Here is a 26,457-nt window from a genome sequence, read left to right as displayed (position 1 = left end):
TCACTCTCCGGGGTTTCGCTCGTGGCCGTCGGCGCCGTGCACGGCGCGGATCAGTTCGTCCACGTCCATGTCGTCGACCGTGCCGATGTCGTCCTCGTCGGGCCGTCCGTGGCCGTCGTCGCCGTCGTCCGCCGCGGTCGGGGCGTCACTCGCCGGACTGAGCCGTTCGTCGAGCCGGCGTGCGAGTTCCGCCGGCGTCGGACAGTCGAAGATGAGGGTCGCGGGCAGCCGCAGACCGGTGGCCGTGGCCAGCCGGTTGCGCAGTTCGACGGCCGTCAGCGAGTCGAATCCCATCTCGACGAACCCGCGGTCGACGTCCAGCGCGGTCGCCGAACCGTGGCCCAGCACCGCGGCGGCCTGTTTCCTGACCAGGGTCACGAGCGCCTGGCGCCGCTCGCCCGCGGACATCCCGGTGAGCCGGCCGGCCACTCCGGCGGAGGTGCCGGAGTCGCCCGTGCCGCGGTCCGGCCGGGCACGGCGCGGTATCAGCAGGCGCATGACGGGAGGGAGCGAACCCTGGCTCTCCTGGGCACGCAGCGCGGCGCGGTCGATGTGCGCCGCGACCACGAGCGGCTCATCGGCCCGGACCGCCTGGTCGAACAGGGCGAGGCCCTCCGCGGCGGACATGGCCTGTGCTCCGCCCCGGGTGAGCCGTTCGCGGTCCACGGCGTTCATCTGACCCGTCAGTGCGCTGTCGGGTGCCCACAGGCCCCAGGCGATCGACGTGGCGGCCTGCCCGCGCGAGCGCCTGGCCGCGGCGAGCGTGTCGAGAAACACGTTGGCGGCACCGTAGTTGGCCTGTCCGGGATTGCCGAGCAGTCCGGCGGCGGACGAGTACAGGGCGAACATGCCGAGGTCGAGACCGGTGGTCAGCTCGTCGAGGTGCACGGCGGCATCGATCTTGGGACGCAGCACGGGCGCCAGGCGCTCGCCGGTGAGGGACGTGAACACCGTGTCGTCCAGCGCCCCCGCCGTGTGGACCACCGCGGTGAGCGGGTGGTCCGCCGGAATGTCGCCCAGCAGGTCCCCCAGGGCTTCGCGGTCGGCGATGTCGCAGGCGGCCAGCGTCACGTCGGCACCCAGCCCGGCGAGTTCCGCACGCAGCTCGTCGGCGCCCGGCGCGCCGGCGCCCTGCCGGCTCGCCAGCAGGATGTGGCGCATTCCCCAGGGGCCGGCCAGGTGCTTGGCCACCAGAGCGCCCAGCGTTCCGGTGCCGCCGGTGACCAGTACCGTGCCGTCGGGGTCGGGGACCGGCGGAATCGTCAGTACGAGCTTGCCGACGTGCTTGGCCTGAGCCATGTGGCGGAATGCCTCGGGTGCGTCACGGACGTCCCAGGTGCGGACGGGCAGCGGCTGCACGGCGCCGTCCCGCAGCAGCCGGACGACCTCGGTCAGCATGGTGTGGATCGACTCCGGGGTCGTGTCCGGCACGAGGTCCACCGGCCGGTACACCACGCCCGGATGGGCGGCGGCGACCTGTTCCGGGTCCCGGCGGTCGGTCTTCCCCAGCTCGATGAAACGACCGCCGTGGGGCAGCAGGCGCAGCGACGCGTCGATGAGGTCGCCGGACAGCGAGTTGACGACCACGTCGACCCCCGCACCGCCGGTGGCGTCGAGCACCCGCTCGGCGAACGCGGAGTCCCGTGACGAGGAGATGTGGGCATCGTCCAGGCCCATCCGCCGCAGCGCGTCGTGTTTGCCCGGGCTCGCCGTGGCGAACACCTCGGCGCCCAGGTGGCGGGCGATCCGGACCGCCGCCGTGCCGACCCCGCCGGCCGCCGCGTGGACGAGGACCCGCTGCCCGGGGCGCAGGCCCGCCGCGTCGTGCAGGGCGAAGTGGGCGGTCAGGAAGGCGGAGGGAACCGAGGCCGCCTGCTCGAACGACCAGTCCCGCGGCATCGGGACCAGCCAGCGGTGATCGGTGACCGCCTCGGTGCCGAACGCCCGTGGCATCAGTCCCATCACCCGGTCCCCGGGCTTCAGTCCGGTCACGCCGGGACCGGTCGCCTGGATCACTCCGGCGCCTTCGCCGCCGATGAACAGGCCGTCGTCCGGGGGCAGCCCCAGAGCGACCAGGAGATCGTGGAAGCTGATCCCGGCCGCGCGGACCCGTACCCGCACCTGGCCCGGTGCCAGCGGTTCCGCGGTCTCCGGGCACGCCGCGACGGTCATGGCGTCGAGGACACCGGAGGGGTCGGGTTCGAGCCGCCACCGGCCACTGAGCGGGGGTGCCAGCCTGCCCCGCGCCGTGCCTGTCGGCGCCAGCCTGGGGATCAGCAGTGCCCCCTGCCGGATCGCGATCTGCGGCTCGTCACCGGCCAGCGCGTGCGCCAGCGCGTCCGTGCCGTCGTGCTCGTCCAGGTCGGCGAGGACGATCCGGCCCGGGTTCTCGGCCTGGGCCGAGCGGAGCAGCCCCCACACCGGCGCCGCACCGAGGTCGCGCACGTCGTCGGGTCCCGCGACCGCGAGGGCCCGGCGGGTGAGGACGACCAGCCGCGTGTCGGCCGTCCGGTCGTCGGCCAGCCAGGCCTGGACGTCGCGCAGGACCGCGCCGGTCAGGTCGAGGGCCGAACCGGGCAGCCCGGCGCCGGGCACCGTCGCACAGGGGAGCACCGCCGTGCGCGGGGGCGGCGCGCCGTCGGCGGGCGCGTCGAGAAAGGCGGCGACGCCGGGATGGGTGCGCACCGGGATTCCCGACGCCGCCAGCGAGCCGGCCAGGCCGAAGGTGTCCGCGCCGAGTACAGTCCAGTCGCCGCCGACACGGGTCTTCGGCGTCGCCAGCGGGACCCAGTCCAACCGGAACAGGGACCGGCCTGCCGGGTTCGCGGCTCCGGAGAGCCGCTCGACCGGGACCGGCCGGGTCACCAGTCGTTCGATCACCAGAACCGGCTCGCCGGTCTCGTCCGCAGCGGTCAGCGTCACAGCGTCCGGACCGGCCGGGGAGATGCGCACGCGCAGGGCCCGCGCACCCGGCGCGAACAGCGAGACGCCGGCCAGGGTGAAGGGCAGCCGCACCGTCCTGTCGCGGCTGTCGCCCTGTGCGGCGGACGGGGCGAGCACCATCGCGTGCAGCGCCGCGTCGAGCAGCGCGGGGTGCATGCCGTACCGGCCCGCCTCGTCGCTCACCGGGGCGGGCGGCGACACCTCGGCGTAGACGTCCTCGCCGCTCCGCCACGCCCGTGCCAGGCCCTGGAACGACGGCCCGTAGGTGTAGCCGGCCTCCGCTCCCGCCGCGTAGAAGTCGTCCGGGTCCATGGGCACCGGCTCGGCGCCGGGTGGCGGCCAGGCGGCCGGCGAGGCCGGAGCAGTGCCGGCGTCCGGCGCCAGGACCGCCGACGCGTGCCGCGTCCAGTCACCGTCCCGGCCGTTCTCCCCGTCCGGCCGTGAGTAGACGGCCAGGGGCCGGTGGTCCGAGTCGTCGGGCGGGCCCACCACCAGTTGGAGGCGTACCGCGTCGTCGCCGTGCAGCAGCAACGGCGCTTCCAGAGTCAGTTCCTCGACCCGTGGGCAGCCCGCCTCGGTACCGGCCCGCAGAGCCAGCTCGGCGAATCCCGTCCCCGGGAACAGACACACGCCGCCGACCGCGTGGTCGGCCAGCCACCGTGGGGTCCCGGCCGACAGCCGCCCGGTGAGCACCAGTCCGCCGCCGTCCGCCAGTTCCACCGCGGCACCGAGCAGCGGATGGTCCGGCGCCACCACACCGAGGGCCGCCGGGTCCACGGCGGCACTCTCGTCCTCCATCCAGAAGCGCTGCCGGTCGAAGGCGTAGGTGGGCAGCGGGACCCGCCTGCCGCCGGGGATCAGCCCGGCCCAGTCCAGGTCGGCGCCGTGCACCCACGCCTCCGCCAGCGAGGCCGTGAACCGTGCCATGCCGCCTTCGTCGCGGCGCAGCGAGCCCACCGTCACGGGCTCGGCGGAGTCGTCCGCCGAGGTGGCGGTGTCCAGCACGGCGGCGTTCAGCACGGGGTGCGGGCTCGCCTCGACGAACATCGTGAAGCCGTTGTCGAGCAGGGCCCGGGTGGCGCGCTCGAACCGCACCGGTTCCCGCAGGTTCCGGTACCAGTACGCGGCGTCCAGCTCACCGGCGTCGGCCGGCTCCCCGGTCACCGCGGAGTAGAACGGTATGCGCGAGCGCCTGGGGGTGATCCCGTCCAGCTTCGCCAGGAGGTCGTCGCGCATCGGCTCGACCTGCGGCGAGTGCGACGCGTAGTCGACCTCGATCCGCCGGATGCGGATGCCCTGCCGTTCGCACTCGGCCGTCAGGTCGTCCAGCGCTTCGGTGTCACCGGCCACGACGACCTGCGAGGGGCTGTTGACGGTCGCGATCGTCAGCCGTCCCTCCCACGGGGCGAGCAGCTTGGCCACCTGCTGCTCGTCCACCTGCAGCGACGCCATTCCGGCGATGCCGGTCAGCCGGGCCAGTTCCGCCGCCCGTACGGCCACGACCTTGGCGGCGTCCTCCAGTGACAGCACGCCTGCCACGTACGCGGCGGCGATCTCGCCCTGGGAGTGACCGACCACGGCGGCGGGGCTCACGCCGTGGTGCTGCCACAGCCGGGCCAGCGACACCATCACGGCGAACAGCGTCGGCTGCACCACGTCGACCCGGTCGAAGCCGGGCGCTCCGTCCGCCTGGCGGAGCACCTCGGTCAGCGACCAGTCGACGTGCGGAGCCAGTGCCTGTTCGCATGCGCGGAGGTACCCGGCGAATTCCGGGGAGGTGTCGAGCAGTTCCGCGGCCATCCCGGGCCACTGGCTGCCCTGGCCGGGGAACACGAAGACGACCCGCGGCTTGCGCCGCGCGGTGCCGCGCACCAGCCCGGGGTCCGGCTCGTCGCCGGCCAGCAAGGTGAGCCGGCGGAGCCGGTCGTCCCGGTCGGCACCGAGGACCACCGCGCGGTGGGTCAGCGCCGCACGCGAGGACGCCAGGCTCCAGCCGATGTCGCGCGGCTGGAGACCGGACTCGTCGGCGAGCAGTCGGCGCAGCTTGTCGGCCTGCTGCCGCAGCGAGGCCGGAGACGCCGCCGAGACCGGCCAGGGAACCGGCGGTGCCGCCGAACCGGGACCGGTGGCCTCGTCCTGCTCGTCCTGCTGCCGTGGCTGAGCCGGCGGCTGTTCGAGGATGAGGTGGGCGTTGGTGCCGCTGACCCCGAACGAGGAGATCCCCGCACGCCGCGGGTGCCCGTCCCCGGGCCACGGCACCGCCTCCACGGCCAGCTCGACCTCGCCCGCCGACCAGTCCACCTGACGACTCGGCTGATCGACGTGCAGCGTCGCGGGCACCGTCCCGTGACGCATCGCCAGCACCATCTTCATGACACCGACCGCACCCGCCGCCGCCTGCGTATGACCGATGTTCGACTTCACCGACCCCAGCAGGAGCGGCCTGTCGGCAGGCCGCTCCTGCCCGTAGGTCGCCAGCAGCGCCTGCGCCTCGATCGGGTCGCCCAGGGTCGTCCCCGTCCCGTGCGCCTCCACCACGTCCACATCACGCAGCGACAGACCCGCGTTCGCCACCGCCTGCCGGATCACCCGCTGCTGGGACGGCCCGTTCGGTGCCGTCAGCCCGTTGGACGCACCGTCCTGGTTCAGGGCCGAGCCGCGGACGACCGCGAGAACCTCATGCCCGCGGCGCCGAGCCTCCGACAGCGGTTCGACCAGCAGCAGGCCGACGCCCTCGGCGAACCCGGTGCCGTCCGCGGCGTCGGCGAACGCCTTGCACCGCCCGTCCGCCGACAACGCGCGCTGCCGGCTGAACTCGACGAACACCTTCGGGCTCGACATCACCGCGACCCCGCCGACGACCGCCATCGAGCACTCACCCGCCCGCAGCGCCTGGCCTGCCATGTGCAGCGCCACCAGGGACGAGGAGCACGCCGTGTCGACCGTGATCGCCGGGCCCTCCAGCCCGAACACGTAGGACACGCGGCCCGAGATCACGGCGGGTGTGCTGCCGGTCACCGCGTACCCCTCGGCGCTGCGCGGCGCCAGCGGCGCCCCGGTCGCGTAGTCCGTCGGGCCGGCCCCGATGAACACTCCGGTCCGGCTCCCCTTCAGGCTCGCCGGGTCGACTCCGGCGTCCTCGAACAGGTCCCAGGAGGCTTCGAGGAGCAGCCGCTGCCGGGGGTCCATGGTCAGCGCCTCGCGCGGCGAGATCCCGAAGAACTCCGCGTCGAATCCCGCCGCTTCGTCCAGGAACCCGCTCTCGCGGACGTACGACGTCCCCGGGCGGTCCGGATCGTCGTCGAACAGCCCGGCCAGGTCCCAGCCCCGGTCAGCCGGGAACCCGGACACGGCGTCCCGGCCCTCGGCCAGCAGCTGCCAGAACTCCTCCGGCGAGGTCACGCCCCCCGGCAGGCGGCACGCCATCCCCACGATCGCCATCGGCTCGTCGACGGCGGTCGGGTTCTCGGCCGTCACGGCCGGTGCGGCCGCCGCCTCCGGCGCGTCCGAGGCGCCGACGGCGAGCTCGAGCAGACAGCCGGTGACGGCGCCGGCGGTGGGGTAGTCGAAGGCGAGGGACGCCGGCAGGCGCAGCCCGGTGGCAGCGTTCAGGCGGGTCCGGAACTCGACCGCCGTGACGGAGTCGGACCCCATCTCGGTGAAGGGCCGGTCGGGATCCACGTCGTGGGGACGGTCGTACCCCAGTACGGCCGCGGCCTCGGTCCGGACCCGGTCCAGCACCGCCCATTCACGCTCGGACTCGGGCGTCCGCGCCAGCAGCCGAGCGAGAGTGCTCTCCCCCGCCTCCTGCTCGCCCTGGCCCGGGGCCCCGCCCGCGGCGCCCTGGACGTCCGGCAGTTCGTCGAGGAACGGCCGGGGGCGGGCCGCCGTGTAGAGGGGGGCGAACCGCTCCCACTCGACGTCGGCGACGGCGACGGCGGTCTCGTCCCGGTCGAGCACCTTCCGCAGAGCCCGCAGTGCCTGCCCGGGATCCAGCAGGGGGAGGCCCTGCCGTTCCGACTGGCTGGTGAACATGTCCCGCACCGCCGACTCGTCGGCGTCTTCCCCGAACGCGTTCCAGAAGCTCCAGGAGACGGCGGTGGCCGCCTGTCCCCGGGCGCGGCGCTGGACGGCCAGTGCCTCCAGGCCGGCGTCGGCAGCCGCGAACACGCCGTTCTCGGCTGCTCCCCAGACGCCCGCGACGGAGGAGAACAGGACGAAGGCGTCCACGGACTCCTCGCGCAGCAGCTCGTCCAGGACGCGCGCACCTGTCACCTTGGCGCGCAGCGTGCGGGCGAGCTGCGCCGGTGTCGTCCCGGACAGCGGGCCCGGCTCGGGGACGACGGCCGCGTGGAAGACGGTACGGACCGGCCGCCCCGCGGACCGGGCCTCGCTCAGCACCGCCTCCATCGCGGCGCGGTCGGCCACGTCGCAGGCCGCCATCGTCACGGTGGTACCCGCCCGGACGAGTTCCGCCTCCAGCTCGGCCGCGCCCGGTGCGTCGCGTCCCCGCCGGCCGGCGAGGACGACGTGCTGGGCGCCGGAGGCCGCCAGCCACCGGGCGAGGCGCCTGCCGATCCGGCCGGTACCACCGGTGACCAGCACGCTGCCGCGCGGCTGCCAGGTCCGTACGGCGGGCCGGTCGGCCACCGGATCGCGCACCAGCCGCCGCACCAGCACACCGCTGTCCCGTATCGCCACCTGGTCGTCCGCGCCCAGGCCGCCGCCCAGCACCGCGCACAGCCGCCGGAGCGCGTCCTCGTCGGGTGAGCCGGGCAGGTCGACCAGGCCGCCCCAGCGCTGCGGGAGTTCGAGACCGGCCACCCGCCCCATGCCCCAGACCTGGGCCTGAGCGGGCGACCGGAGATCGGTGCCGTCCGCGCAGACCGCACCGGTGGTCGCCAGCCACATCGGGACGTCGGCTCCCACGTCGCCGAGCGCCTGTACCAGTGCCAGGGTGGCGGCCGACCCCGCCGGGACGTCCGGGTAGTCCTCGTGCGGGCGTTCGTCCATCGCCAGCAGCGACAGCACACCCGCCGCGTCCGTGGCCGTCTCCTGCCGGAGCAGGCCGGCGATGTGGTCCCGGCCGTCGCGTGCCGGGTCCAGCGTGAGCTGCCGTGCGTCCGCGCCGCGTGCGGCGAGAGCCCGGCACACGGCCGCCGCACAGGCCTGACCCTGTCCGATGCCGGGAGCCAGGACCAGCCAGTCCCCGCTCAGCGGCTGCTCGTCGGGATCGGCGGCGGGCTGCCAGTCGACGCGATAGCGCCAGGCGTCGAGTTCGTGCCCGACGATGTCGGGGATCGCGGCCGGCTCCACGTCGTGGCCGGCGAAGACCGGCTGCCAGTCGACGTCGGCGCCCTGCGCGTACGTCTCGGCGAGGGAGGTCAGGAAGCGCCCGGTGCCGCCGTCGTTCCGGCGCAGCGTGCCCACGGCGCGCGCGTCGCTCCCGGCCTGCTCGACCGTCCCCTCGATCGCCGGTGTGAGCACCGGGTGCGGGCTCGACTCGATGAACAGGTTGTGGCCGTCCGCGAGGAGCGCGCGGACCGACTCCTCGAACCGTACGCTCCGGCGGAGGCTGTAATACCAGTAGTCAGGGCCGAGTTCGGAGGTGTCCAGCAGACCTCCGGTGGCCGCGGAGTAGAACGGCACCTTCCCCGGGCGGGGCGTGATCCCCGTGAGCACGTGTGCGAGGCGCTCGCGGATCCGTTCCACGTGCGGGGAGTGCGAGGCGTAGTCCACGTCGACGCGTCGGAACCGGATCCCGTCTCCCTCGCAGAGGTCCGCGAGTTCCTCGAGGGCGCCGACGTCACCCGCCACCACGACGCTGTCGGGACCGTTGACCGCGGCGATCGACAGACGGCCGCCGAAGCGGTGCAGCATGCCGGTGACCGCCTCCGCGTCGAGCGCGAGCGAGGCCATGCCGCCCTGGCCGGACAGGTGCAGCAGTTCGGCGCTGCGCAACGCCACCACCCGGGCCGCGTCCCGCAAGGACAGCGCGCCGGCGACATGTGCGGCGGCGATCTCGCCCTGCGAGTGACCGGCCACGGCGGCGGGCACGATCCCGTACGAGCGCCAGAGCCCGGCCAGCGAGACCATCACCGCGAAGAGCGTGGGCTGCACGACGTCGACCCGGTCGAGCGACGCGGCGCCGGGTTCACCGGCGATCACCTCGGCGAGCGACCAGTCGGTAAACTCGGCCAGTGCCTCCCCGCACGCGCGCATCTGCTCGGCGAAGGCCGGCTCGGCCGCCATGAGTTCGGCGGCCATTCCCGGCCACTGAGCGCCCTGGCCCGGGAACACCAGGGCGATCTTCGGGTCGCTTCCGACCCTGCCCTGGATCAGGTTCGGGGCGGTCCCGCCGTCCGCGAGCGCGGTCAGCCCGTCGCCGAAGCCCCGGGCGTCGGTGGCCAGCACGACGGCGCGGTGTGCCGCCGAGTGCGGCAGCGCGGCCAGCGAGGACCCGACGTCGAGGGGGCCGAGTTCCCGGCTCCGTACCGTGAAGTCCCGCAGCGCGGCGGCGCGGGCCCGCAGGCCGGTGGCGCCGGCGGCGGACACCACCCACGGAACCGCCGGCCGGTCGCCGGGCAGGTCGACGGCCTCGCGGTACCAGTGGCGGCGACGCTGCCACGGATAGGCGGGCAGGCTGACAGGCCGGCGCGACACCTGGGCCGGAGCGGGTACGGCGCCCGTCACGAACAATTCCGCCGCGGTGAGGGCGAACCGGTCCACCGGGTCGTCGGTGTCGGTCTCCACCCCGAACCGGGCGGCCAGCTCATCGGGCAGGTTCCGCGGCAGGACGTCGACGAGCGCGTCCACGCCCTGGGCGGAGATGTCGTCGGCAAGGTTCCGGGGCCGGTCGGCGGGCGCGCCGAGGCGGACCCGCCGCACCAGGTCGTCGCAGGACACGGTGAGGTCCTCGCCGTCCGCGGACACCTCGGGTACGCGGCCGGGCCGGAGTTCGACGCCGGACGCCTGCCCGGCGGCCAGGCGCAGCGCGTCGTCGAGGTCCAGCCGTCCCGCCGCCCAGGCGGCACCCAGCCGGCCCGCGCCCTCACCGGTCACGGCGTCCGGCGCCAGGCCGACGGCGGCCCACAGTCCGGCCGCCGCGACGTGGTGGCACAGCAGGTAGGCGGCCGGCAGGTCGGCCGACGGCTCGGCGAGCGGGTCGATGTCCGCTCCGGTCAGCGCGGCGAGGCGCTCGGCACAGGCGCGCAGGGCACCTGTGTACTCCGGCAGCTCCGCCAGGCGTTCACGCAGGGCGGCGGACGGCGGTTCGGCTCCGTACCAGAATCCGACGGAGCGCTCCGTCCCCTCGGCCACCTGTCCGGATCGGGCGGTCGGCGTGCTGTTCTCTCGTGCGGCGGCCTCCAGGGCCGCCGCGACGGCGGTGGCGTCCTGGCCGGTGACGGCGAGGCGGTGGCCCAGCCAGGTGCGGCGGTAGGCGGCGGTGAAGACGATGGCGTCCAGGTCGCCCGGAGCCTCCCGGAGCCGGGCGGCGAGGCGCCCGGCCGCCTGGCGCAGTGCGGGCTCCGCCGCCGCGGTGACCATCAGGACGTAGGGCGCCCGGCGGGCCGGAACCGTCACCGGCTCCGGAACCTCCGGCGGCTGCTCGACGACGACGTGCGCGTTGCTGCCGCTGAACCCGAACGAGCTCACACCGGCCCGCCGCGGGTGGTCCCGTCGTGGCCACTGCTGCCGCTCGGTCACCACCGAGACCGGAAGCCTCTCCCAGTCGATGCGCGTCGAGAGCCGGTTCAGCGGGTGCGGCGGAAGCTCCCCGTGGTGGAGCGCGAGGACCACCTTGAGCAGCCCGGTGACACCGGCCGCCGCCTCGAGGTGCCCGATGCCGGCCTTGGCCGCGCCGATGAGCAGCGCCTCGTTAGCCGTGCGCCCCTCCCCCAGCGCCTCGGCGAGAGCGCGGACCTCGATCGGGTCACCGAGGGGCGTTCCCGTACCGTGCGCCTCGACGTAGTCGACGTCGCGGGGCGCCCAGCCCGCGGTCCGGACCGCCCGCCTGATGACGGCGACCTGCGCGGACGCGTCGGGCACCGTCATGCCGCCGCTGGCGCCGTCCTGGTTGACGGCGGTGCCGCGGATCACCGAGTAGACACGGTCACCGTCCCGGTTCGCCGCGCCCAGCGGCTTGAGGATGAGCGCCGCCGCCCCTTCGCCCCGGCCGTAGCCGTCGGCCGCGTCGTCGAAGGTCTTGCAGCGCCCGTCGGGTGCCAGGGCACCGGCTCCGGCCATGGAGACCGACACCGTGGGAGCGACGATCACGTTGGCCCCGCCCACGACGGCGATCTCGCAGTCCCCCTCGCGCAGGCCCTGACAGGCCAGGTGGACGGCGGTGAGGGACGACGAGCACGCGGTGTCGACGGCGATGCTGGGGCCGCTCAGACCGAGGAAGTACGACAGGCGCCCGACGGCTGCGGCGAACGTCGTCCCGGTCCCGTAGAAGTGGTCGACGTCGGCCATGTCGCGGGTGAGCAACTGCTGGTAGTCGGCGGTGTTGAGGCCGAAGTAGACACCCGCGGCCCGGCCGTCCCGCGCGGGCTGCCCGGCGTCCTCCAGTGCCTCCCAGGCGACCTCGAGAAGCAGCCGGTGCTGCGGATCGAGCGACTTCGCCTCGCGCGGCGAGACACGGAAGAACTCCGCGTCGAAGCCCTCCACGTCGTCGAGGAAGCCGCCGCGCGTCGGGACGTCGGACCCGGCCTCCGCCCAGATCGGATCGGCCCGGCGGGCTGCCGGCAGGTCACGGACCGCGTGGCGGCCCTCGGTCAGCAGCGACCAGAACTGCTCCGGCGAACTCGCGCCGGGCAGCCGGCACGCCATGCCGATCACCGCGATGGCGTCGTCCGCCGGGTCGCCGGACGCTGCGGCCGACGAGACGGTCCGGTGCGGGCCCTCGGCTTCCGGCGCGGCCTCCGCCAGCAGCGCGGTGAGCGCCTCGATCGTCGGCTTCTCGAAGACGATCGTGGTGGGCAGCTCCAGGCCGAACTCGGCGGACAGGCGGTTCCGCAGTTCGACGGCGGTGAGCGAGTCGAGGCCCTGGTCGAACAGCCCGCGCCGCCGCGCGAGCGGCTGGTCGCCGGAGAGGCCGAGCACCGCGGCGACATGCTCCTCGACGCGGCGCTGCGTACCGCCGGGCACCCGCGGTTTCGCGGCGGAAGCAGAGGCGGAAGCGGGCGTGGAAGCGGCATCCGGTGCGGGTGCGTGAGGGGGAGCGGGCGCGGCCGTCCGGGCCGGTACGCCCTCCGTTCCGCGGGCGCCCCAGGCGGTGTCGTCCGCCGGCCGCGCGACCATCTCGCCGATCACCCTGCCGTCGGCGTCGAGCAGCCCCAGACGCAGCGGTGCCGGTGCCGCGGCCGCCGGGCCGTGCCCCTGGTCGCCGGGCTCGACGCCGGGCAGCCAGAAGGTGTCGCCGCCCCAGGAGGGCACGGGCAGCGTCCGGTACCGGTCCGGTGTTCCGGTGATCTTCGTCCAGTCCACGTCGACACCGCTGACATGGAGCTGCGCCACCGTCCTGTGCAAGGAGAGCGGTCCGGAGGCGGCGCGGTGCAAGGTGGCCGTCACCGGCCCGCGGCGCTCACGGCGGCGGACGGCGTCCGCCAGCGGCCGGGTCAGCATGGGGTGCGGGCCGATCTCGACGAAGGCCCGGTCGCCCTCGGCGAGCAGCCGGTCGATCGCGGGCCACAGAAGCACGGGGTCGGTGAGATTGCGCTGCCAGTAGCCGGCGTCGAAGCACACGTCCTGGTCGTCGGGCAGCACGCTGGAGAGCAGCCGCACCGAGGGCACGCCGACGGTGAGATCGGCCAGTGCCTCCCGCAGCCGCGGGCCGCAGTCGGCGACCACCGGGCTGTGGAACGCGTAGTCACCGGCCAGCCGTTTGCACCGCAGGCCGCGTGCCTCGATGGCCGCGGCGGCCGAGTCGACGGCGTCCCCGGGGCCGCTGAGCACGACCGCTTCCGGCCCGTTGAGCGCGGCGATCACCACCGGCAGGCCGGTGTCGGCCAGCACCGCCAGGACCGTGTCCCGGTCCGCGCGGACCGCCAGCATGGCGCCCCGGCCCGCCGTCTCCTGGAGGATCTGGCCCCGCCGGACAGCCAGCCGTACGGCGTCGGCGCGGGTGATCGCGCCCGCCGTGTGCGCGGCGGCGATCTCCCCGACGCTGTGTCCGACCACGGCCCGGGGCCTGATGCCGCATGCGGCGAGCCAGCCGGTCAGCGCCACCTGTACGGCGAGGAGGGCGGGCTGGGCGTGGTCGGTCCGGCCGAGCCGGCTGTCCTCGACCCGTCGCAGCTCGTCGATCAGCGACCAGTTCACGTCCCGCCGGATCAGGGCGTCGCACTCGTCGAGCGCCTCACGGACCACGGACGAGGCGTCGTACAGGTCCACCGCCATGCCCGCCCACTGCGCGCCCTGACCGGAGTAGACGAACACCGGCTCGGGGGCGCCCTCGGGGTCCACGGCGCCGACGTAGGCGCCGTCCGGCGCATCCTCGATCCCGTCCAGTGTCGCCGCCAGCTCCTCCGGTCCCGCCGCGACGGCGGCGAACCGGTGCCGCTCATGCGTCCGCCGGGTCGCGGCGGAGGCGATGAGGCCGCCGAGCCCGTCGGCCTCGGCGGCCACCCGCTCCCCCATCCCGGCGACCTGGTCGGCCAGGCCCGACCGGTGGAAGGCCGAGGCGAGCAGCACGTAGGGACCGGCCGGGGGGCCCACGGGCGCGGCACCGGCGGGCTCGACGCCTTCGGCGATCACGTGGACGTTCGTGCCGCTGAGCCCGGACGAGCTCACCCCGACCCGGACCGGGCGGCCCGTGTCGGCGAGGCTGACCGTGCTCACCGGCACCGCCAGCCTGCCGCGGTCCCAGGAGACCGCCGAGGTGAGCCGTCCGGGGTCGGGCTGAGCGGGTACCTCACGGGAGTTGATGACCCAGAGCCCCTTGAGCAGGCCGGCAATTCCGGCCGCGCCGTCGGTGTGTCCGAACACCGCCTTGTTGGAGCCCACGTAGAGCGGCGGGCGGCCCGGGTCCCGGTCCCGCGCGTAGACCTCGTCCAGGGCCATGAGCTCGACCTGGTCGCCGAGCGGGGTCCCGGTGCCGTGGGCCTCCACGTAGTCGAGGTCGGAGGGGTCGATTCCCGAGGTGCCGAGGGCGGAGCGCAGGAGAGCGGCCTGGGCGCTGCCGTTGGGTGCCGTGATGCCCAGGCTGCGGCCGTCGTGGTTGACCGCCGACGAGCGGATGATCCCGTAGATCCGGTCCCGGTCGGCGAGGGCGTCGGGCAGGCGCTTGAGGACGAGGACGCCGCAGCCGTCACCGCGGAGGATGCCGTCGGCGTCGGCGGCGAACGGACGGCACCGCCCGGTCGGCGAGATCGCGCCGATCCTGCTCATGAAGACGCTCAGCTCGGGCGTGATCATCAGGCTGACGCCACCGGCCAGAGCGATGTCGCTCTCGCCCGTCCGCAGGCTCTGACTCGCCAGATGCACGGCCAGCAGGGAGGAGGAGCACGCAGCGGTGACGGAGGCCATGGGCCCGTGCAGGTCGAAGGTGTAGGCCAGCCGGCCCGCCACGAAGCTGAACTCGTTTCCGCTGGCGTAGTGCGGCCCGATGCCCTGGATTCCGAGCGTCTTGGTGTGCAGCGTCGCGTAGTCGTGGGCGAACATGCCGAAGAACGCCCCGGTGCGGGTGCCGTGCCAGGCGTCCGCGGGCCGCCCGGAGTCGCTCATCGCCTCCCAGGCCACCTCGAGCATGAGCCGCTGCTGGGGGTCCATGGCGCTCGCCTCACGGGGCGAGACCCCGAAGTAGGCGGCGTCGAAGCGGTCGATGCCCTCCAGGAACCCTCCGACATGGCTGGCCGTGCCGGGACCGGCATCGCCCGGGCCGGCGAACCCACGACCCCAGCGGCTCGCGGGCACGTCCTGGAAGACGGTGGTCGCGGACCTGAGCGCGGCGCCGAAGGAGTCGAGATCGCGGGCGTCGCCGGGGAACCGGCAGCCGATGCCGACGACGGCGATCGAGGTGGCGGGCGGGCTCGTCAGCGGTCGTTCTGCCATTGAAGATATTCCTCGCTCTACAATGATCTTCCGCGAATTCGGCATCGGGATCCCGTGGGATTCCGGAGGGGGCGACCGGTGGACGAGCCGCAGCTCGGGGGGTCCGGTCACGTCGCCGTCTGGGTGGCGGTGGGCGCGGCGCCCCGGGACGAGCCGCTCAGCCTGGACCGGCGCGCCCTGCGGTACCGCCGGGCGCGCGCCGCCGCACATCGGGTCGGCCGGCAGCTGGTCGAGGCGTACACGTCATGTGCGCCGGACCGGCAGGCCTGGGAGCGCGACGGACGGGGGCGCCCGCTGGTCGTCGATCCCGGGGGCCTCCACGTGAGCCTCAGTCATGCCGAGTCCGTGGTGGCAGCCGCCCTGTCGTGGGGCGCCCCGGTCGGCGTCGACGTAGAGCGCCTCCGGCCGCTGGCCGACCGCGGTGCGCTGGCCCGGACGGCGCTGTCCGAGAGCGAGCGGCAGGCCGTGGACGCGCTGCCGGAGGCGCTCAGGGACGCCCAGGTACTGCGCTTCTGGACCCGGAAGGAGGCCGTGGCGAAGGCACTCGGCACCGGCCTCGCGACGCACCTGCGCGGCATCGTCACGACCGCCCGCGGCACCGTGGTGGCGCTCCCCGACCCGTGCGGCGACATCACCGCCTGGTCGTTGGCCGACCTCGCCGCGGGGGACGGTGTGATCGCCTCCGTCGCGGTACGGGCACCGGGCGTCCGGGTGGTGACCCGGACGCTCCCGCTTCCCGCGGACGAGGGCTGAACCGGCCCGGGAGGCAGTGGTGTCGCGGGCGGTACAGGCCACCTAGAAGGCCGGAGCCAGGATGGGCGCCCGGAGCGTGCCCAGGTACGAGTGCCACAGGTGGGTCGGGTCGTTCTCGACGGCGGTCACGGTCTCCCGCATGATGCGCAGGACCTCCGGCTCCGCCTCGTCGTAGAGGTCGCCCTGCAGCAGCCGGATGATGTCCAGCCGGTACCGCGGATCGGCCACGAACGTGGTGAACAGGATGTTCAGGCGGTAGTAGACCGAGATGAACTCGTACCAGTTGCGGACCCCGTTGCGGATCTTCTTCTCGAAGGTGGAGAACCTGGCCTGCGAGAAGTCGTCGGCGTCGAGGGCCGCGACGATGTCGTGACAGGCCAGCCGCGCGCTGTTGAGCGCGACGCTCACGCCGCTGGAGAAGATCGGGTCGACGAACCGCGCGGCGTCACCGATCAGCACGTACCGGTCGCCGCAGATCTGGCGCATGGCGTAGCTGTAGTCGCCCTCGACCTTCAGGGGCGTCACCTGCTCCGTCTTCTTCAGTGCCTCGTACAGGTCGGGCCGGCTCTCCACGAAGCTCCAGAAGAACTTCTCGCGGTCCATGTTCGCCTCGGCGAACCGGTGTTTCTGGGTCACGACCCCGACGCTGGTGACGGTGTCGGTGATGGGGATCTGCCAGACCCAGGTGTCGCTGATCGGCAGGAAGTGCACGTAGATGTAGTCGACCTTCTCGGGGCTGTTGGCGACCGAGGAGCGGTCCAGGCCGTCGAACCAGGCGTGGATGGCGTACTGGTTGAAGACGGGGTCCGCCTCCTTGGTGCCGAGCTGCCGGCCCAGCAGGGTCTGGCGGCCGGAGGCGTCGATGACCATCTTCGCGGTGACATCCACCTCCTTCGAACCCACCTTGCAGGTCAGGGTGACCTTGGCCGGGTCGTCGAAGTCCACGCGCATCGCCCGGATCCCCTGGAACACCTTGGCGCCCAGGCTTTCGGCGTGCTTGAGCAGGATGAGGTCGAACCGGCTGCGGTCGACGTGGAAGGTGTAGTCCCGGTCGACCCCTGGCTGGTCGCGTTCGCTGAACAGGATGTCGGCCACGCCGAGTTCGTGCGTGAACGCGCCGGCCTGGTCGGCGTTGACGTTGCGCGTCTGGGACGACGTCCAGGCCGCACCGTACTTGCGCGGGAAGCCCGCCGCCTCGATCTTGTCCATCACCTCGGTTTCCAGCAGCACCCTCGTGGTGGCCGGAACCAGCGACTCGCCCACATGCGGACGGGGGAAGTTCTCACCCTCGAACACGGCCACCGACCTGCCGGCCTTGGCGAGGTAGGCGGCGGCGCTGGATCCGGCCGGGCCACCGCCGACGATCACGACGTCGTAGTCGACACTCATCGTTCTCAGACACCTTCCGCGGGAACGGCCACCAGGCCGGAGACGAGCTTGCTGATGGCTGCTATGTCCCGGAAGTTCGCCGCGTTGATCGACGACAGCGGTACGTCGACGCGCAGTTCCTCCCGCAGGAAGTTGAGCAGGAGTGCGCTGTTCATCGAGTTGAGGATCTCCCATTCGAGCAGCGGGGTGGACTCGGTGAGTTCACCTTTCGGGTCACCGTCAAGAAAGCTCTCGCTGATGAAGGTCGTGATCCGCGGTGTGACCTCATCGAGGGTCATTGCGCCGCCCTTTCGGTTGGGAGGTGGTGGTCACGCATCCGGTTCGTACGCCGTTCGTTCCGCCCCACGGGCGCGCGCCTGCAGCGCCGGTCGGTCGATCTTGCCGTTGCCGTTCCTGGGCAGCGGGGACAGGATCCGCACCTCGTCCGCCACCATGTAGCGGGGCAGGTGTTCGGCGAGATGCCGGCGAAGGGCCAGGGCCCCGAGATCACCTCCGGCCCGCGGAGCCACGAACGCCACCAGGCGGGTGTCGACGCCCTCGCCGACCGCCACCGCGGCGGCCTCCGCGACGTCGGCGTGGTTCTCGAGCACGGACTCGACCTCACCGAGTTCGACCCGGTGTCCGCGGATCTTGACCATCTGGTCGCGGCGCCCGAGGTAGTCGAACACCCCGCCGGGCAGGACCCGGACCAGGTCGCCGGTACGGTACGGGCCGCTCCGCGGCGGGTGACCCCAGTAACCGGGCATCACCGTGGGTCCGTCCACGACGAGTTCGCCCTCCTCGCCCGCGGCCGCGACACCTCCGTCGGCCCGCAGCGCCCAAACCCGGTCGCCGCCGGCCGCGATCCCGATGGGCACCGGCCGGTCGCGGTCCAGGTCCGCCTTGGTGACCTCGTGGAACGTGCACACGTTGGTCTCGGTCGGGCCGTAGAGGTTCATCATCCGCGCGCCGGTCCAGCCGGCCAGGTCGCGGAGCTGTGCGACGGGGAACGGCTCGCCCGCGAACAGCACGGTGTGCAGCGCGTCCGGCGCCGGACGGTCCAGCAGTCCGCCGTACCGCATCATGACCGCGAGGGCGGACGGCACCGAGTACCAGACGCTGATCCGCTCCGAGTGGAGGTACTCGACGAGTTGCGCCGGCGCGAAGGACAGCTCAGGGGGGACGAGACACACCCTCGCGGCGGCACGGAAAGCCACGTACAGGTCGAGCACCGACAGGTCGAAGGTGAACGGCGCGTGGTTGGCGAACCGGTCGTCCTCCGTCGGCGTCAGCAGGTCGTGTGCCCAGTCGACGAACGCCCGCGCGTTCCCGTGGGTCAGGCACACCCCCTTGGGCGTGCCGGTCGATCCCGACGTGTACAGGATGTACGCCAGGTCGTCGTCGGTCGTGGCGGCGTCGACGGGCGGCGCCGGGTCGTAGGGACCGTCGGTCTCCACGCAGGTGACATCCGCGGCCACCTCGCCGGAGATCCGCGGGACGCGTGCGCGGTCGGTGACGACGACGCGTGCCGCGCAGTCCCGGGCGATGGCCGCGACCCGGGCCACCGGGCTGCTGCCGTCGACGGGCACGTAGGCGGCGCCGAGCCGGAGGACCGCCTGCATCGCCGCCACCGTCTCCGGGCTCTTGCCCGTCCAGAGCACGACCCGGTCGCCGCGCCGGACGCCCCGGCGGTCGAGCCTGGCCGCGATCGCGTCGGCCGCGGCGTCGAGCTCGCCGTAGGTGAACGACCCCGACGGCGCGCCGACGGCCGGCGCGCCGGGCCGGCGCACGGCGGCCTCGATGACGAGCCGGTGGAGGCTCACAGCCCTTCCCCCCTCGCGATGAGCTCCAGCTGGATCTCGGTCGTCCCGGAGAAGACGGTCGTGGGCAGGCAGTCACGCAGCTGCTCCTCGATCCCGGCGCCGGCCAGGTAGCCGGTCGAGCCGAACAGCTGCATGGCGTCAAGGCTGTTGGCGATCGCGGCCTCGGACACGGCGGTCTTCGCCATGGCGATCGCGCCGACGTCCGTGCGGCCCTGGTCGAGCAGCCAGCAGGCGCGGTACAGCAGCAGCCGCGCGCTCTCCAGCCGCTGCCGCATCCGGGCGATCCGGTGCGAGACGGCCTGGAAGCCGGCGATCTTCCGTCCGAACTGGCGCCGGTCGGTGGTCCGGCCCACGCAGTCGGCCAGCTGCCGCTCCATCAGCCCCAGGTACGCGGCGAACAGGCAGCCGCGCTCCCACCCCATGGAGTGCTGGAAGACCGCCCCGCCGCTGCCCTCGGCCCCGAGCCGGTAGCCGGCCGGCACGACGCAGCCCTCGAACCGCACCCGTGCCGCCAGGCAGCCGTTCAGTCCCATCTTCGGCAGCGGCGGACCGACGACGACGCCGTCGAGCTCACGCGGCACGGCGAACGCCGAGATGCCCAGGAAACCGGCGGAGGGATCCGTGACCGCGTAGGTCACGAACACGTCCGCGACCGGGGCGTTGCTGACGAAGGACTTCTCCCCGTCGAGCAGATACGCCTCGCCCGAGCGCTCGGCGGTGGTCCTGATCCGCCCGACGTCCGATCCCGCTTCGTCCTCGGTCATGGCGTTGCCGGCGATCAGGTCGCCCGCCGCCATGCCCGCCAGCAGCTCCCTCGCCTCGTCCGTCCCGAACTCCGCGACGGGCACGGCACACGACAGCAGGTGCGCCGCGACGCCGAACACCAGACCCATGTCGGGGCAGGAGCGGCCGAACGCCTCAAGGCTCAGCGCCGTGTCCAGGGCGCCCAGGCCGGCCCCGCCGTGCTGCCGTGGCAGGCACAGTCCCGTCAGGCCGATGCCCGCGGCGTCCTTCCAGGCCAGCCGCACCGACTCCGGGTCGGTGCTCGTCTCGTGCTCGGCGAACCGATCGGCGACGGCCGCGCTCGTGCCGGCGTAGCGTTCACGCTGGTTCGGTGACCAATCGAATTCCATCAGTCGGTTTCCGGTGAGTATTCGAGCATCGCCAATTCAATCCCGCCTCGATGGCCGTACTCAGAATGCGAAAGTGCCGCGGCATTTGATTGTCCCGACCTGGCACATTCGGCAACAATAGGTTCGCGGTCGGCGGATCAAAACCCTTACCGCACCCTTATGAGAAGAGTGCCGCGGCTAGGGGTACGGTAGGGGTGCCGACTCGGGCGCCATCCACGTACTGTCCGCACGAGAGGCCGTACACAATTGCCGAGAGGCGCGTCCTGCGCTAACGGCTGCCCGCGTCCTGCCGTACCCGGGAGAGCACGGACACGATCGCATCGAGCACCCCGGCCCGGCAGTCCTCCAGGTAGAAGTGGCCGCCCGGGAAGATCCGCAGATCGAAGCGGCCGAGCGTGTGCCGCGACCAGGCCGACGCGTCGTCGACGGACGCCTTCGGGTCGCCGTCGCCGACCATCGCGGTGATGTCGCACGACAGCGGAGGCGCGGAGTCGAACCGGTACGTCTCGATGGCCGTGTAGTCGGCGCGGATCGTCGGCAGGACGAGATTGAGCAGTTCCTCGTCCGCCAGGACGCGCGGGTTCGTGCCGCCCAGGGCGCGCATCTCCGCCACGAGTGCGGACGTACTGGCCCGGTGCAGCTCCTCGTGCCGGACGAGGGAGGGAGCCCGCCGGCCGGAGACGAACAGGTGCGCCGGTCCGGTCCCCTCCTCCCGGGCGATCCGGCACGCCACCTCGAACGCGAGGATCGCTCCCATGCTGTGGCCGAAGAACGCGAACGGCTCCGCGAGCAGCGGCCGGATCGCCGTGTGGATCCGGTCGGCCAGATCGGGGATGCTGCGGGCGTGGGGCTCGCCGGCCCGGTCCTGGCGGCCCGGGTACTGCAGGGCCAGCACCTCGACGTCCCCGGGCACCGATCTCGACCACGGATAGAAGTAGCTCGCGGCGCCGCCCGCGTGGGGGAAACAGAAAAGGCGCAAACCCTCCGGCACCTGGCGGTAGACGCGGACCCAACTGTCGCTGTCGGTATTTCCCACTTCCGTCACCCTCTCCGAGCACAGCACAATTGCCGACACCTCAGCAGTGTCCGACCCTATCCCCGTCCCTGATCTCACGAACCCCTATCAGGCCCCTATTGTCCCGGTCCCGCATTGCCCCGGTTCTGACGCCGCCCCTACGCTCGGAATAACGGCGTGACAGCGGACACCGCAGGCGGGACGGGCGAAATGCTCAGCGTGGATGAGATCACCGAACTGCTGACCCGGCAGTGGCACTTCCCTGATCTGGCCGACGAGGCCGCCCTGGCCCGGCTGTGGGGACTGGCCGCGGACGGGGGCTGGTTCGGCCCTGGCGACCTCGCCGCCACCGTCGCGCTGGTCCGGGCCACCGGGGCGGCCGCCTGCCCGCTGCCCGTCATGGACGGCTTCGTCGCCGAGGGCCTGCTGGCGAAGGCCCCGCGGATCACGGCCGGCATCGCGGCCGGGGACATCCGGATCCTGGTGGCGGTGACGGACCCGGCTGCCGAGACGGTGCCGTTCATGGAGGCCGGGACAGCCGCCTCGCACGTCCTGGCCCTGCCGCCCGGGGGCGGCCGCGCGACGGTGCGGCCCGTGGAGTTCGCCGTCCCGCAGCCCGGGCTGGCGTCGCCCGCCTGGGCCCGGCTCCACCTGGGCGGACCGGAGGCCGCCGTCGACATCGGTCCCGAGCAGGCCGGCCGGGCGCTCTCCCTGCTCAGGCTGGGCCTGGCGGTACGGGCGATGGCGGCCGCGCGGCAGACGCACGACCGGTCCGTCGCCCACGCGAAGGTGCGCCGGCAGTTCGGCCGGGCGATCGGCGGGTTCGGCGCGGTCCAGCAGCGCACGGCGACCCGGGAGATCGAACTCGTCGCGGGTGAACTCCTGATCGAAGATGCCGTCCGCGGACTCGGCGCCGACGCACCGGACGGGGTCCTCGCCACGGAACTCGCGGTGTCCCACGCGACCGCCGTCGCGTCGCGCGTCCAGCTGAGCGCCCATCACACCCTCGGGGCAGGCGGGTACTTCGAGGAGCACGACGCCCCCTGGCTCTTCCGCCGGGTCCATGCCGACCTCGCGCTGCTGCCGACCTGTCCGCCTCCGGGCGGAACCGTCGCCGACATCCTGATCGGGGCCGCGACCGGCCTGCCCGCCGTGCACTCCACTCCGCGGGCGGCGGCGGTGCGGGAAGAGGCCCGCTCCTTCTGCGCCGGGCACCGCAGCCGGGTGAGGCCGCTCGGCAAGGGAGACGACCCCGGCCTGGTGGCGGAGATGGCGGCCCGGAAGTGGTTCGGAATGACCTGGCCCGCCGCGGACGGCGGCCGCGACGCCGCCCTCGTCGAGCAGCTCGCGGTGCAGGACGAGACCGCCTACCACCAGCTGCCGGTCGCCATCGCGATGGCCGCCGTCTCGGTGGTCGGCGCCCCCATCGTCAAGTACGGCACGGCCGAGCAGAAGGCGCGCCATCTGCCCCGGATCCTGGACGGAGAACTCACCTTCTGTCTGGGCTACAGCGAGCCCGAGGCGGGCTCCGACCTCGCGTCGCTGACCACGACCGCGGTCCGGGACGGCGACGACTGGGTGATCAACGGAACGAAGTCCTGGATCGGCAACGCCCACGCGGCGGAGTACATCTGGCTCGCCGTACGCACGGACATGAACGCGAAGCTGCCGCCGGCCGGGATCAGCATGTTCATGGTCCCGATGGCGACCGCGGGGGTCACAACCGAACCGCACCAGGCCCTGTCCGGGCAGATCTGCTGCACGGTGCGCTTCGACGACGTCCGAGTGAGCGACTCTGCGCGTGTCGGCCCGGTCAATCGCGGCTGGCAGGTCATCACGGACACCCTCACCGGCGAACGGCTGCTGCTGGCCGGCGAGCTCGCCGGCATGTCCCGTCGGCAGTTCGACGAACTGCTGGCAGCCGTCCGCGCCGATCCGGACGGCGTGGCCGGCCCGTCCGGGTCGGACAAGCGAGCCAGGCTGAGCGGTCTGGCCGTCCAGGTCCAGGCGGTGAACGTGCTGCTGACCGAGGCAGCCGGGAAAGCCGGGGCCGGCCCCGCGCACACCGCGCGCCTCGCCTCGTCGATGGCCGGCGTACTGGCCGCGGAGGTGGCGGAGCGGCTCAGCCTCGACGCCCTGGAGATCCTCGGTCCCGCGGCGGCCCTCGACGCACCGGACGCCCCCGGCGCGGGCATCTTCGAGCAGGGCCTGCGCCTGTCCGTCCTCGCCTTCCTCGGCGGCGGAACCAACGACGTGCAACGCGGGCTGATCGCCCGCGGCCTCGGTCTCAGCTGACCGGACCACCGGAGCACGAAGGACGGACCTCTGTGGACGCCGAGAAGTACCGCGCCACGCGCGATCTGCCGCCCGCGGCCCTGACCGGCTGGCGGGACGCGCTGGCCCCGCATCTCCCGCGGCACCCGACGATCCTGGATGTCGGAGCCGGGACGGGCGGATTCGCCGCGGCGTTCACCTGCTGGTTCGGCGCGCGTGTCCTCGCTGTCGAGCCGGACGCCGCCCGCCGCGCGCTGATCCCTCCGGGCATCCGGGCTCTGGACGGCGTGGCCGAGCACCTGCCCGTCCCCGACGGGTGCGCGGACCTGGCGTGGTTCGGCTCGGTCCTGCACCACCTCGACGACCTGGACGCCGCCGCCCGGGAAACCCGGCGGGCGCTGCGACCCGGCGGACGCGTCGCCTTCCGCAACGTCTTCCCGGGCCACGGCGGCGCCGACCTCCGCGTCCGCCACTTCCCCGAGACCGAGCGGCACATCGACACCTACCCGAGCGTCCACCGGGTCGAAGAGGCCTTCGCCCAGGCCGGTTTCACCCGGCTGGACCTGCGCACGATCACCCACACGGCAGCGCCCACCCTGGCCGAGTACGCCGCGACCCTGGACCGCGCCTCGGATTCCAAACTCCGCGCTCTCACCGACGACGAGTACGAGCGCGGCATGGCACGACTGCGCGCCGCCTATCCCCACACGCCGGCCCTCAGCGGAATGACCCTCCTGCTTCTCGGTCAGCCGGCGGAGCCACGGACGGAGGGGCCACGGCGGCGGAGCGCGCCGGCTCAGTAGCTGCCGTACGTGGGGCGGCCCGCCTGCTCGTACGTGTGGAGGGTGACGCCGGTGCTCGTGGCCGGGTTCGCGTGCGTTCGCACGTCATCGCGGGGGGAGCTTTGAGTCGCCCGGGATCCGGCGCGGTCAGAGAGACTCCACCCAGGCCGCGGTTTCGTCGGAGCGCCGGAAGCGGAGCGTGTCGAGCGGGGCGAAGCCGGGGTCGAGGGTGCGGCGTTCGACTTCGTCGTGCCGGGCCCCGTGCTGCGACCAGGACCACCAGACCGGGTGGTCCCGGCGCAGCCATTCTCTCCAGGTCTCCCGGTTGCCGCCGAAGATGACCTCGCGTGTGACAGTGCGCCGGATGGACCGGCGCAGGACTCGGGGCATGACGACGTGCCGGGGGTAGTCCAGCCAGATCACGGTGTCGGCCCGGCTCCACAGCAGATCGCGGACTTCCGGGTAGCCGAGTGAGTCGATGATCCAGCGAGGCCCGGCAGCGAGCCTCGACACGTCCTCGGCCAGCTTGTCGTTGACGGCCCAGCCGGGCCCGCTGAAGTACAGCGCGTCCATCTCGTGGTACGGCAGGCCGAGGCGGCCGCTCAAGGCCCGGGCGAGAGTGGACTTGCCCGCGCCGGTGACGCCCACCACCAAGATCCGTTCCATCCGCGCACCCTACCGTTCCTGAAGACTGAGCTGGTGTGATCCCTGTCGCCAGAACTCGTGCTCAGCCGCACGTCCCGGACGGTGTTGGGCGTGCCGGTTGCCCGCGTTCGCTCCGTGTCCTGGCGGCACGCATCGTGCGCGTGGTCCAGGAATTCGCCGGGCCGCATGACGAGTTCAGCAACCGGGTGGCGGGCGGTGCGCTCGGGGACGACGACGGGGAGCGGGCGGTGGGGCGGAGCGGTGGCTTCGGTGGCACGGGGGCACGGGGTCGCGTCGAGCCGACCTTGAGCCGATCCGGCGCGTGTCAGGCTGCGGTCGCCTGCTCGCGTTCGACGAGGACACGGCCTCACATATTTTGCGGCCCCTGCACAACCGTTCCGGTGTCTCGTGGGTCACACAGGACAGGAGCAAACATCTCCAAAGATCACAAGGGGGAAATATGCGATTCAACCGCTCTGTCCTCACGGCTGCCGCCTTCGGCGCCCTGGCAGTGGGGGCCACGACCGCTCTGGCGGTGCCCGCCTCGGCCGCGCCCAACACCACGCCGCAGAAGGTCTGCGGAAGCGCCTACAAGACGGTGAACTCCGCTCCTGTCGGCTCACTGGGCACCGTCTACCTGACGTACAACGCCTCGAACGGCAAGAACTGCGTCGCGACCATCCGCAAGAACCCGGGCACCGTCCTGGACATGTCCACATGGATCTACGTCTCCGACACCGGCGTGGGCGACGAGGACTACGGGCAGTACACCTCGTACGCGGGACCGGCCTACGTGTACGGCAAGGGTCACTGCGTCGACTGGGGCGGCCACATCAGCAACGTGTACACCCAGGTGTCCGGCTCCAACTGCGCCGCCTTCAAGGAGCACCGGGTCACCTTCACCCGCTGACCGGCCGCTTCTCCCGGCCACCACGCTCCCGCGCCGCCCTCTCCCCTCACCCGGGTGCAGAGAGCCGACGGTCATAGAGCCGGGGCCTACAACCCGATGACCGTGCGGGACCGCACTGGCCCGACTCGCCCTGGCAGGCTCACCGAGTTCTGCCAGGGCGAGCGCCTCGACGAGACTCGTCCGGGACTCCGCCGGCCTTCTCGTCGTGGCCGGGAGCTCATCGATGCGAACGCGGACTGGCTCACGGTGTTCCCGTTGCCCTCCTACGCTCCCGACCTGAACTCCCGACAGCAGGAGTTCACGTTCAGTTGACCGGGGCAGACCCCGGCGAGCTCAGGAACGCATAGGTCGGCACTTCCTAGTAGTGCTTCGTTAGGTTGTGGGCTGTCTGCGGCTGCTCCGAGGGCTGGGCAGGGGGCGGCCGCAGGTGGTGCAGGTGCCGGTCCAGCACCTCAGCAGGTCCTGAAGAACGTCGAGGACCTGGTAGAGGGTCAGGCCGGTGTGCGGACTTTTGGGTCGAGCCGCCTGAGGGTGAGGAATGCCTGGGCGGTGGTGACGAGGGTGACGTGGTGGTGCCAGCCGCGCCAGGTGCGGCCCTCGAAGTGGTCCAGTCCGAGGCCGTGTTTGAGCTCGCGGTAGTCGTGCTCGATCCGCCAGCGCACCTTCGCCCACCGCACCAGGTCAGCGGCCGGTGTGGTGGCGGGCAGGTTCGATATCCAGTAGTCCGTCGGAGTGTCCTGGCCGTCCGGCCATTCGA

12 protein-coding genes are annotated in these 26,457 nt (G+C 73.1%); 4 read left to right on the top strand and 8 right to left on the bottom strand.

The features are described from left to right. Nucleotides 1-14,997 (bottom strand): SDR family NAD(P)-dependent oxidoreductase, encoded by a 14,997-nt coding sequence (locus ACFWBT_RS04075; RefSeq protein ID WP_385695588.1) that lies wholly within the window; start codon nucleotides 14,995-14,997, stop codon nucleotides 1-3. A 78-nt stretch (nucleotides 14,998-15,075) separates the two neighbouring features. On the opposite strand from ACFWBT_RS04075, the gene ACFWBT_RS04070 reads away from it, so the two are divergent. Continuing rightward, complete coding sequence (locus ACFWBT_RS04070) at nucleotides 15,076-15,750, top strand: 4'-phosphopantetheinyl transferase family protein (RefSeq protein WP_385695585.1); 675 nt, start codon at nucleotides 15,076-15,078, stop codon at nucleotides 15,748-15,750. A gap of 42 nt (nucleotides 15,751-15,792) precedes the next feature. On the opposite strand, the gene ACFWBT_RS04065 is transcribed toward ACFWBT_RS04070, so the two are convergent. From ACFWBT_RS04065 to ACFWBT_RS04045, 5 genes are all read right to left on the bottom strand, one after another. Beyond that, nucleotides 15,793-17,139, bottom strand: a complete 1,347-nt coding sequence (locus ACFWBT_RS04065; RefSeq protein WP_385695582.1) for an FAD-dependent oxidoreductase — start codon at nucleotides 17,137-17,139, stop codon at nucleotides 15,793-15,795. A gap of 5 nt (nucleotides 17,140-17,144) precedes the next feature. Next, complete coding sequence (locus tag ACFWBT_RS04060) at nucleotides 17,145-17,417, bottom strand: acyl carrier protein (RefSeq protein ID WP_385695579.1); 273 nt, start codon at nucleotides 17,415-17,417, stop codon at nucleotides 17,145-17,147. Nucleotides 17,418-17,447: 30 nt separating this feature from the next. Further along, on the bottom strand, nucleotides 17,448-18,941 hold the full coding sequence (locus ACFWBT_RS04055) for an amino acid adenylation domain-containing protein (RefSeq protein WP_385695577.1): 1,494 nt from the start codon (nucleotides 18,939-18,941) through the stop codon (nucleotides 17,448-17,450). Beyond that, nucleotides 18,938-20,074, bottom strand: coding sequence for an acyl-CoA dehydrogenase family protein (locus ACFWBT_RS04050; protein WP_385695574.1), 1,137 nt, complete (start codon nucleotides 20,072-20,074; stop codon nucleotides 18,938-18,940). Before ACFWBT_RS04050 ends, ACFWBT_RS04055 begins: the two co-directional genes overlap by 4 nt. 268 nt (nucleotides 20,075-20,342) lie before the next feature. Then, a complete protein-coding gene (locus ACFWBT_RS04045) occupies nucleotides 20,343-21,110 on the bottom strand; it encodes a thioesterase II family protein (protein WP_385695571.1) in 768 nt (255 codons plus the stop codon). Nucleotides 21,111-21,299: 189 nt separating this feature from the next. Between ACFWBT_RS04045 and ACFWBT_RS04040 the strand changes: the two genes are divergently transcribed. After that, complete coding sequence (locus ACFWBT_RS04040) at nucleotides 21,300-23,384, top strand: acyl-CoA dehydrogenase family protein (protein ID WP_385695568.1); 2,085 nt, start codon at nucleotides 21,300-21,302, stop codon at nucleotides 23,382-23,384. 32 nt (nucleotides 23,385-23,416) lie between these two features. Then, nucleotides 23,417-24,166 (top strand): class I SAM-dependent methyltransferase, encoded by a 750-nt coding sequence (locus ACFWBT_RS04035; RefSeq protein WP_385695565.1) that lies wholly within the window; start codon nucleotides 23,417-23,419, stop codon nucleotides 24,164-24,166. Nucleotides 24,167-24,292: 126 nt separating this feature from the next. Here the strand turns inward: ACFWBT_RS04035 and ACFWBT_RS04030 are convergent, their stop codons facing one another. Further along, entirely contained in the window at nucleotides 24,293-24,811 is a 519-nt protein-coding gene (locus ACFWBT_RS04030; protein ID WP_385695563.1) for an adenylate kinase, read from the bottom strand. 439 nt (nucleotides 24,812-25,250) lie between these two features. Here ACFWBT_RS04030 and ACFWBT_RS04025 point away from each other — a divergent pair, with 439 nt between their 5' ends. Next, the gene (locus ACFWBT_RS04025; RefSeq protein WP_385695560.1) at nucleotides 25,251-25,700 is read left to right on the top strand and encodes a spore-associated protein; all 450 of its coding nucleotides are present in this window, start codon (nucleotides 25,251-25,253) and stop codon (nucleotides 25,698-25,700) included. Between the two features lie 491 nt (nucleotides 25,701-26,191). Here the strand turns inward: ACFWBT_RS04025 and ACFWBT_RS04020 are convergent. Then, nucleotides 26,192-26,457: transposase (locus tag ACFWBT_RS04020; RefSeq protein WP_385695558.1), on the bottom strand; the 266-nt coding region annotated here is incomplete at its 5' end.

It is taken from the genome of Streptomyces sp. NPDC060027, assembly GCF_042737005.1.
Classification (GTDB): Bacteria; Actinomycetota; Actinomycetes; order Streptomycetales; family Streptomycetaceae; genus Streptomyces.
The sequence above is the reverse complement of the archived record's forward strand: the minus strand, read 5'-3'. Positions and strand labels throughout refer to the sequence as shown.

Coding starts and splice junctions, on each gene's coding strand:
- ACFWBT_RS04075 (WP_385695588.1), bottom strand. CDS start 14,997: ATGGCAGAACGACCGCTGACGAGCCCGCCCGCCACCTCGATCGCCGTC.
- ACFWBT_RS04065 (WP_385695582.1), bottom strand. CDS start 17,139: ATGAGTGTCGACTACGACGTCGTGATCGTCGGCGGTGGCCCGGCCGGA.
- ACFWBT_RS04060 (WP_385695579.1), bottom strand. CDS start 17,417: ATGACCCTCGATGAGGTCACACCGCGGATCACGACCTTCATCAGCGAG.
- ACFWBT_RS04050 (WP_385695574.1), bottom strand. CDS start 20,074: ATGGAATTCGATTGGTCACCGAACCAGCGTGAACGCTACGCCGGCACG.
- ACFWBT_RS04040 (WP_385695568.1), top strand. CDS start 21,300: ATGCTCAGCGTGGATGAGATCACCGAACTGCTGACCCGGCAGTGGCAC.
- ACFWBT_RS04030 (WP_385695563.1), bottom strand. CDS start 24,811: ATGGAACGGATCTTGGTGGTGGGCGTCACCGGCGCGGGCAAGTCCACT.
- ACFWBT_RS04025 (WP_385695560.1), top strand. CDS start 25,251: ATGCGATTCAACCGCTCTGTCCTCACGGCTGCCGCCTTCGGCGCCCTG.